The organism is Microcystis sp. LEGE 00066, assembly GCF_015207925.1.
GTDB classification, from domain to species: Bacteria; Cyanobacteriota; Cyanobacteriia; order Cyanobacteriales; family Microcystaceae; genus Microcystis; species Microcystis ichthyoblabe_A.
In genome coordinates this window covers 1-8,478 of the sequence record NZ_JADEVX010000180.1, presented here as the reverse complement: position 1 = coordinate 8,478, position 8,478 = coordinate 1, and the positions used below count along the sequence as shown (strand labels likewise).

Sequence of the window (8,478 nt, the reverse complement as noted above, 5' to 3'; positions counted from 1 at the left end):
CCAAACCCCCAGCAGTGGTTAAACCCGTCCCAGATCCCCTCGATGCTTTCTTTTTACCCCATAAACAGGGCGAAAAACAGTAATCAGTAATCAGTAATCAGTAGCGGGGCAAACAGATGGAGAGTAAAGTTTATGACAAAGCTTATAAATTTGCCATTAGGATTGTTAAAGGCTATAAATATTTGTGTGAGACTAAACAAGAATATATTTTGTCAAAACAGCTATTAAGGAGTGGCACTTCAATCGGGGCTAACATTGCCGAGGCTAATGGAGCCATTTCTCAAGCTGATTTTCGAGCTAAAATGTCAATAGCTTATAAGGAATGTCTAGAAACAAAGTATTGGCTGTCTCTATTGAAAGACACGAATTACATAGAGGAAAGAGCCTTTCAAAGTATCAATGATGACGCAGAGGAAATTGGTAAAATGCTTTGGGCTATTCTAAAAAACTGCCAAGAAAATACCAAAAACTGATAACTGATAACTGATAACTGATAACTGATAACTGATGATATTCGTTGCTTTGGCGATTTTGGAACAGGACGGTCGTTTTTTGATGCAGTTGCGCGACGACATCCCGACGATTCTCTATCCGGGGGTGTGGGGTTTATTTGGTGGTCACTTGGAAGCGGGTGAAAGTCCAGAAATAGGGTTAAAACGAGAGTTACAAGAAGAAATTAACTACGAAGCCCCTAGTTTACGCTATTTTCGCTCTTATAACGACGATAATCTCTCTCGTTATCTTTATCATGTACCCCTGACCCTGGGATTAGAAAAATTAGTGCAAACGGAAGGGCAAGATTTAGCATTATTACCTCCGGCTGCCATCCGTCAAGGGGAATACTATTCCCAGAAGATTAATCAGACTCGTCCTTTAGGAAAAATTCATCGCCAGATATTGCTCGATTTTATAGAACTAGAATTATAGTGGATACTAGAGCCAGACAAGGAACTCCCTTATCTATACGAAAGTCGTAGTTAACACTGCTCCTCACCTCCCTCGAAGGCAAAATGCTCCCGCTTTTTGAATGGCTTTATTGAAACGTCAATCTTATTTTGGCTTTGTCTTTATGAACCAGTCGCGTCCCTCGTTCGTTTCCGTGCAGAAACTCCTATCTGGAGGTGCGATCGCTACCCTAGCAGTTAGTTCCCTGATGGTCCTTACCCCCGCAGCCAAAGGGGAAAAACCCTTAGAAGATAACCCGAAAGCAGTCATCGACCAGGTTTGGCAAATTGTTAATAATGAATTTGTAGATCGTGGTTTTCATCAAATTGATTGGCAAAAAAAACGTCAAGAATTGTTAAGCAGAAATTATACTAATCCCCAACAAGCTTACACGGCAATCCGTGAAGCTTTAAAGGAATTGGGTGATAGTTATACCCGTTTTTTAACTCCTAGGGAATTTTCTGTCCTCACTAGTCAAACTTCCGGGGAATTATCGGGAATTGGGGTACGTTTAGCTCTCGATAAACGCACTAGCGATCTGGTCGTTGTCGATACGGTGAAAAAATCCCCCGCCAAGGAAGCGGGAGTGAAAAGCGGTGATCGCCTGATTAGAATTAATGGCAAACCCACCGCTTTAATGACCCTAGAACAGGCAATGGAGGCACTACAGGGAGAAGTGGGTACTAGCGTTAGTTTACAGCTTGCCCGTCCCGATCAAGGGGTATTTGAAGTGACTTTGACCCGGGTAGATATCGAAATCCCCTCCGTTAGCTATACCCTTAAACAGGAAGGTGGGGTGAAAGTTGGTTATATTAAACTGGATGAATTTAGTTCCCACGCAGCCGAACAAATGAAAGAGGCGATCGAGGAATTAAGTCAACAACAGGTATCCGGCTATGTTCTCGATCTGCGGGGCAACCCCGGCGGGTTACTATTTGCTAGTGTCGATATCGCTCGTATGTGGATGAAACAGGGCAAAATCGTTAGCACCATCGATCGACGGGGCGGAGATCGTCAATTTATCGCCAATAACACCGCTATTACCGATTTACCCCTAGTAGTCTTGGTTAATAAAGGTTCAGCGAGTGCCAGCGAAATCCTCGCTGGAGCGCTAAAAGAAAATGGCCGGGCGACTTTAGTAGGTACATCGACTTATGGCAAGAGTACCGTCCAATCGGTACACACCCTCTCCGATGGTTCCGGTTTAGCGGTGACAATTGCTCGTTATTATCCCCCCAACGGCGAAAATATCTACAAAAAAGGCATTAAACCCGATGTGCAGATCGAGTTAACCCAAGAACAACAGCTGCGCTTCCGCGATGATCCTTCTTTGCTGGGAACTAAGGATGATCCCCAGTATCAACAGGCGATCTCGCTGTTACAATCCCATAGTGTTAAACGTCCAGGCACTGGCAATCTCAATAACCCTTTGAGTAGTCGGGCCGAATAATTGTCCTGGGAAATCTGGGGAAACGGCGACTGTTTCGGCGAAATGGCGATTCTAGAACAGCCTTTAAAGCATTTAACAGCGCTCTCTCTCGCTCCCGTGCAGTTGCTCGTGATCCCCCCCCCAAAGATTTCTGCAGCTACAAATTCTGCAACTAAGCATAAGACGAAGTATAAAACTGTATCTTCGGATACAAATACTCGATTATTCGCCAAAAAGTCAACTGATCAAAACCTCACACCCTGCTCTACAATTCCCGACGACCTTCTAAAGCTCTCGCTAAAGTTACTTCATCAGCGTATTCCAGATCGCCGCCCATGGGCAACCCAAAAGCGATACGGGTAACTTTAGTGAAGGGTTTCAGTAAACCCCCGATATACAAAGTCGTGGTTTCCCCTTCGACACTGGGACTGATAGCTAAGATAACTTCCTGAATTTTTTTCTGGCTGACTCTGGTGACTAAAGACTGTATATTTAATTGATCCGGTCCAATGCCATCCATAGGTGAGATAACACCGCCCAAAACGTGATATTTGCCCGAATATTCCCTAGTTTTCTCCAAAGCAATCACATCTCTGGAGTCAGCTACCACACAGATAGTCCCCGTTTCCCGGTTAGGATTGCGGCAAATTTCACAAATCGGTTCGGCCGAAAGATGGAAACAAACCTGACATAATCCTACTTGTTTTTTCGCTGCTACGATCGCCTGGGCCAATTCGATCGCATCTTGTTCTGGTCGTTTGAGAATATACAGGGCCAGACGTTGGGCGCTTTTTGGTCCGACTCCGGGTAATTTTTGTAACTGCTCGATCAAACGAGCTAAAGGCGGTGTATAAATAGCAGTTAATCCTCTTATCAGTTATCAGTTATCAGTGGGTAAGTTATCAGTTATCAGATTTGAGTTTTCAAGTGAGCAGTGTTAAATAGAAGTTTCCTACTGTCTTTTCACTGATTACTGGTCACTGATTACTGGTTACTGGTCACTGCTCACTGCTCACTGCTCACTGATTAAGACCTTTTTGGTAAACGGACATCGATAACACTGGTGTTGAAATTATAATTATCTCCTTCTAACTCGATTAAAGTGCCAATTTTCACCTTTTGACCGCCCACAACCGCACCAGTATCGGTAACTTCCGCTTGACCACTGAGAGTCATAATCATATCTTGAGAATAGTTTTCCGTGCGGGGATCGGGTAGGACTTTTACACTACCATCCGGCTGCGGAACTAAGACATTTCTGGATAAAGGTTTAACATTTTTTATGTCCACTTGACCAGCCGGTTGATTACGAATAACAATATTAGTTTTCTTCTCGGTATTGAATTGATTGATCAAAGCATTGGGATTGAGAACACTTAAACCCCGGACAATAACATCCACTTCTATGGGTTCTTTGGTAACTTGAGCGATCGTACTTTTACCACTTGTCCCCGGTACAACAAAAATACCGATAATTGTCAATAAAATTACTAAGGCCGCTCCGATATCAAGCAAGCTAAATTTACCGAATAAACGTCCTTTTGAGTCTAATAACTGCATAGCCTTGAATTTATATAGATGACTATTCCTAGAGATCGAGCCTAGAGAGTAAATTCTATCACGATCGGAATCTTGGTCGCAGACAGGAAGTCTGACTTAAGATAGAAGATCGGAGTCTCACACGGAGCGATCGATAGACAATGGCGGGTAAAACTCAACTTAAGAAACAAGAAAAGCAATTATCTCCACTCGATCTGACCCCTTCTGACGGTAACAACCTCGAAAAAGTTGCCCCCGTTAAACATTGGTCGATCGAAGATAGCGAAAATCTCTATCGCATCCAAGGCTGGGGAGAACCCTATTTCTCGATCAATGCCGCAGGAAATATTACCGTTTCGCCCCAGGGAGAAAGGGGCGGTTCTTTGGACTTATACGAGTTAGTTTCGGCGATTAAGCGGCGAAATATCGGTTTACCCTTACTAATTCGGTTTAGTGACATCCTTGAGGATCGGATCGAGCGCCTGAATGCCTGTTTTAGCCGAGCGATCGCCCGTTATAATTATCCCAATGTCTATCGCGGTGTCTATCCGATCAAGTGCAATCAACACCGTCACATCGTCGAGTCTTTAGTGCGTTTTGGCAAACCCTATCAATTTGGGTTGGAGGCTGGTTCAAAACCTGAGCTAATGATTGCTTTAGCTACCCTAGAACCAGCCTTAAGCGGCAAAAATGACAAAACACAACCCTTGCTAATTTGTAACGGCTATAAGGACAAAGAATACCTGGAAACTGCCCTATTGACCACTCGTCTCGGTCATCGGCCTTTGATTGTCATCGAACAATTGGAAGAATTATATTTAACCCTGCGCGTCAGTCGTCAGTTAGGAATTGCCCCACATTTGGGAGTGCGCGCGAAACTGGGGACAAAAGGGGTGGGCCGTTGGGGATGTTCCACGGGAGACCGGGCAAAATTCGGTTTAACTGTTCCGGAAATCTTGACGGTGGTGACGGAATTAGAACAAGCGGGGATGTTAGATTGTCTGCAACTGCTGCACTATCATATCGGGTCGCAAATCTCCGCTATTAGCGTTATTAAGGATGCCATTCGCGAAGCTAGTCAGATCTATGTGGAACTAGCGAAATTAGGGGCAAATATGACCTATCTTGATGTGGGAGGTGGTTTGGGGGTCGATTACGATGGCTCAAAAACTAACTTCTACGCCTCAAAAAACTACAATATGCAGAATTATGCTAATGATATCGTGGCCGAGGTCAAGGAAGCTTGTGAAGATGCCCAGATTTCACCCCCAATTCTCATCAGTGAAAGTGGCCGGGCGATCGCTTCTCATCAATCGGTGTTAGTCTTTGATATCTTGGGAAGTAGCGAGGTTCCCCAAAATCCCCCCGATCCCTGCAATGGGAAAGAACATCTGATCCTCCGTAATCTCTGGGAAACCTACACGGGTATCGATGAGCGCAATTATCAGGAAGCTTATCACGATGCGGGACAGTTCAAAGAGGAGGCGATTAGTCTGTTTAATTTCGGTTATCTCAGTCTCAAAGAACGAGCTAGAGCCGAACAATTGTACTGGGCTTGTTGTCACAAAATTCTGCAAGTGGCCCGACAAGAGGATTATGTTCCCGATGACTTGGAAGACTTAGAGCAAATTATGGCCTCAATTTATTATGCCAATCTCTCGGTTTTTCAATCAGTTCCCGATAGTTGGGCGATCGATCAACTATTTCCAATTATGCCGATCCATCGTCTCGATCGAGAACCGACTCAAAGAGGAATTCTCGCCGATTTAACCTGTGATAGTGATGGAAAAATTGCCCAGTTTATCGATTTGCGCGGGGACATAAAATCAGTTTTAGAATTGCATCCGTTGGAGTACAAAAACGGGAAACATTCTCCAGAACCCTATTATCTAGGAATGTTTTTGGTGGGTGCTTATCAAGAGATTATGGGCAATTTACATAATCTTTTTGGCGATACTAACGTGGTACATATTCAGATGAGTCCCAAGGGGTACGATATCGAGTATCTAGTCAAAGGAGATACGATCACGGAAGTATTAAGTTATGTGCAGTATTCTGCGGAAGACCTGTTAGAAAGAATTCGTCTTCGTTGTGAACAAGCTTTGCAGGAAAATCGCATGACTGTGGAAGAATCCCAATTACTACTACAGGATTATGAACGCAGTTTGCGACGTTATACCTATCTAGTGGGTGGGGATTAATAGAGGTTACTTGTGGGGGAAATTTAGCTCATTTTCCCTTTTTAAAGCATTGATCGCAGAATTTTGGGCTAATGCTACCTCTGGTAGTACATTTATATATATTTTCTCACTCCTTTCTTGCCGTCCCGCAGGAGGGAAGCGACATCAACATCTATTTCGTAAAAATTTAGTTACAAATACTTTGCGATTTGTGTCAATAACTTGCTACCTGCTACTTTTGCTACAGGAAATAGGTTACAACCCACATTCCGCATTTCTTAACATTCAATTGATAATTTGATAATTATTACTAATACATTGCTTACAACCCATTGGCAGGAAAAATTATAGCTACAATTATTGATTTTCATCAAGGTGATGTAAAAATATATAAAAATATATAAAAATGTGCGGAATTTCGGTTCCAACTAATGATGGAATAGAGTAAGTGGGTGGGTGGAATTAAGTATAGGATGAACGTAGGTTGGACTTCGGCCGTGAGCTTTTGCCGAACGGTTGAAGAATGAAACCCAACTCCTGCTCATGTTACGCTACCGCCAACCCATCCTACCAATAATTTTGCCTCCCTACTTAAAAGTCTTTACTCAAGGATAAAAAAGATGCTTGACCAAAGTTTCAACCTATCAGACAGCAATGTTTTAGATGATATCTTCCAGTTACCAACCCTTGGCGTGGGATCAGGTTTGGGACGCTCCGACTTGATTACCCCTTTTGTCCGCAAAAGTCTCCAGGGACTGGATTCTGACTTTTTAAGCAATTCTCTGGAAGAATACCAGCTAGAACTGAAAAATCGCTGGCAATCATCCGAATCCCTTTCCTCTTGGCCTAACGGCGGTGATTTTTTAACAGGTCAAAGTAGTTCTGCGGGTCTTTTCAGTTCTGTTGACCTAGCCGGCAATACCCTCGCCACTGCCAGAGCGATTACCGTCGGTTCCAGCACCACCAGTTACACCGATTGGGTAGGAAGCACCGACACCAACGATTACTATCGTTTTTCCCTCGCTAATTCTGGTAACTTTAATCTTGGTCTCACCGGAATGACCGCCGACGCGGACGTGCAACTGTTAAATAGTAGCGGTTCTGTCATTGCCTCCTCTACTAACGGTGGTACGGCTTCTGAGAGCATTACCCGTCAGTTGAGTGCAGGCACCTACTACATTCGTGTCTATCCCTATACTGGCAATACCAACTATAATCTCGCTGTTTCGGCCGCTCCTGTTGACCTAGCCGGCAATACCCTCGCCACTGCCAGAGCGATTACCGTCGGTTCCAGCACCACCAGTTACACCGATTGGGTAGGAAGCACCGACACCAACGATTACTATCGTTTTTCCCTCGCTAATTCTGGTAACTTTAATCTTGGTCTCACCGGAATGACCGCCGACGCGGACGTGCAACTGTTAAATAGTAGCGGTTCTGTCATTGCCTCCTCTACTAACGGTGGTACGGCTTCTGAGAGCATTACCCGTCAGTTGAGTGCAGGCACCTACTACATTCGTGTCTATCCCTATACTGGCAATACCAACTATAATCTCGCTGTTTCGGCCGCTCCTGTTGACCTAGCCGGCAATACCCTCGCCACTGCCAGAGCGATTACCGTCGGTTCCAGCACCACCAGTTACACCGATTGGGTAGGAAGCACCGACACCAACGATTACTATCGTTTTTCCCTCGCTAATTCTGGTAACTTTAATCTTGGTCTCACCGGAATGACCGCCGACGCGGACGTGCAACTGTTAAATAGTAGCGGTTCTGTCATTGCCTCCTCTACTAACGGTGGTACGGCTTCTGAGAGCATTACCCGTCAGTTGAGTGCAGGCACCTACTACATTCGTGTCTATCCCTATACTGGCAATACCAACTATAATCTCGCTGTTTCGGCTACCAGTGGCGGTGGTGGAACTGGATTTAACTCCACCTATGGTTACGGTTTAGTTAACGCTGCCGCTGCCGTTGCTCAAGCAATTAATCAACCCACTTTTGCCAATGTTCCTAACTTGGGAGGTAATAACTGGGGTAATGATATGGTTAACGCCCCCGAAGCTTGGGCAAGAGGTTATACAGGACAAGGTGTTACAGTGGCTGTAATTGATTCTGGTGTGGACATTTCCCACCAAGACCTGAGCAATAATATTTGGCGCAATACAGGGGAAATTGCCGGTAATGGCATTGATGACGACGGAAATGGCTATACCGATGACGTTTATGGCTGGAACTTTGGTGTCGGTCAAAATAACGGCGTTGCTGAATTAAGGTATGATTAGGCAAAATGGCGAGCATTCAGAGGAAAATAACTTCTGTTATTTGAATAAGGAACTGGAACATCCTCAAATTTTAGGTAGTGAATTAGTAATCGAATTGAAT

The 8,478-nt window shown here is 44.4% G+C and carries 7 protein-coding genes and 1 pseudogene; 5 read left to right on the top strand and 3 right to left on the bottom strand.

Features of this window, described 5'->3' with window-relative positions:
* Positions 1–116 precede the first annotated feature (116 nt).
* The 3 genes from IQ224_RS19190 to ctpB all read left to right on the top strand — a co-directional run bounded on the left by IQ224_RS19190 (position 117) and on the right by ctpB (position 2,395).
* Positions 117–473: a four helix bundle protein gene (locus tag IQ224_RS19190; protein WP_002748064.1), complete on the top strand. Its 357-nt coding sequence runs from the start codon at positions 117–119 to the stop codon at positions 471–473.
* Between the two features lie 34 nt (positions 474–507).
* Entirely contained in the window at positions 508–927 is a 420-nt protein-coding gene (locus IQ224_RS19185) for an NUDIX hydrolase (protein ID WP_004162051.1), read from the top strand.
* 142 nt (positions 928–1,069) lie between these two features.
* Positions 1,070–2,395: a carboxyl-terminal processing protease CtpB gene (gene ctpB / locus IQ224_RS19180; RefSeq protein WP_002748078.1), complete on the top strand. Its 1,326-nt coding sequence runs from the start codon at positions 1,070–1,072 to the stop codon at positions 2,393–2,395.
* 244 nt (positions 2,396–2,639) lie between these two features.
* Here ctpB and recR read toward each other — a convergent pair whose 3' ends face one another.
* Complete coding sequence (gene recR, locus IQ224_RS19175) at positions 2,640–3,230, bottom strand: recombination mediator RecR (RefSeq protein WP_043999193.1); 591 nt, start codon at positions 3,228–3,230, stop codon at positions 2,640–2,642.
* 170 nt (positions 3,231–3,400) lie between these two features.
* Complete coding sequence (locus tag IQ224_RS19170) at positions 3,401–3,934, bottom strand: DUF4330 domain-containing protein (protein ID WP_002737551.1); 534 nt, start codon at positions 3,932–3,934, stop codon at positions 3,401–3,403.
* A 140-nt stretch (positions 3,935–4,074) separates the two neighbouring features.
* Here IQ224_RS19170 and speA point away from each other — a divergent pair, with 140 nt between their 5' ends.
* Positions 4,075–6,114: a biosynthetic arginine decarboxylase gene (gene speA / locus IQ224_RS19165; RefSeq protein ID WP_002748085.1), complete on the top strand. Its 2,040-nt coding sequence runs from the start codon at positions 4,075–4,077 to the stop codon at positions 6,112–6,114.
* A gap of 599 nt (positions 6,115–6,713) precedes the next feature.
* A complete protein-coding gene (locus IQ224_RS19160) occupies positions 6,714–8,378 on the top strand; it encodes a PPC domain-containing protein (RefSeq protein ID WP_194033355.1) in 1,665 nt (554 codons plus the stop codon).
* On the opposite strand, the pseudogene IQ224_RS19155 reads toward IQ224_RS19160, so the two are convergent.
* Positions 8,375–8,478 (bottom strand): annotated as a pseudogene (locus IQ224_RS19155) (IS1 family transposase); the annotation flags it as partial. The gene IQ224_RS19160 and the pseudogene IQ224_RS19155 overlap by 4 nt on opposite strands.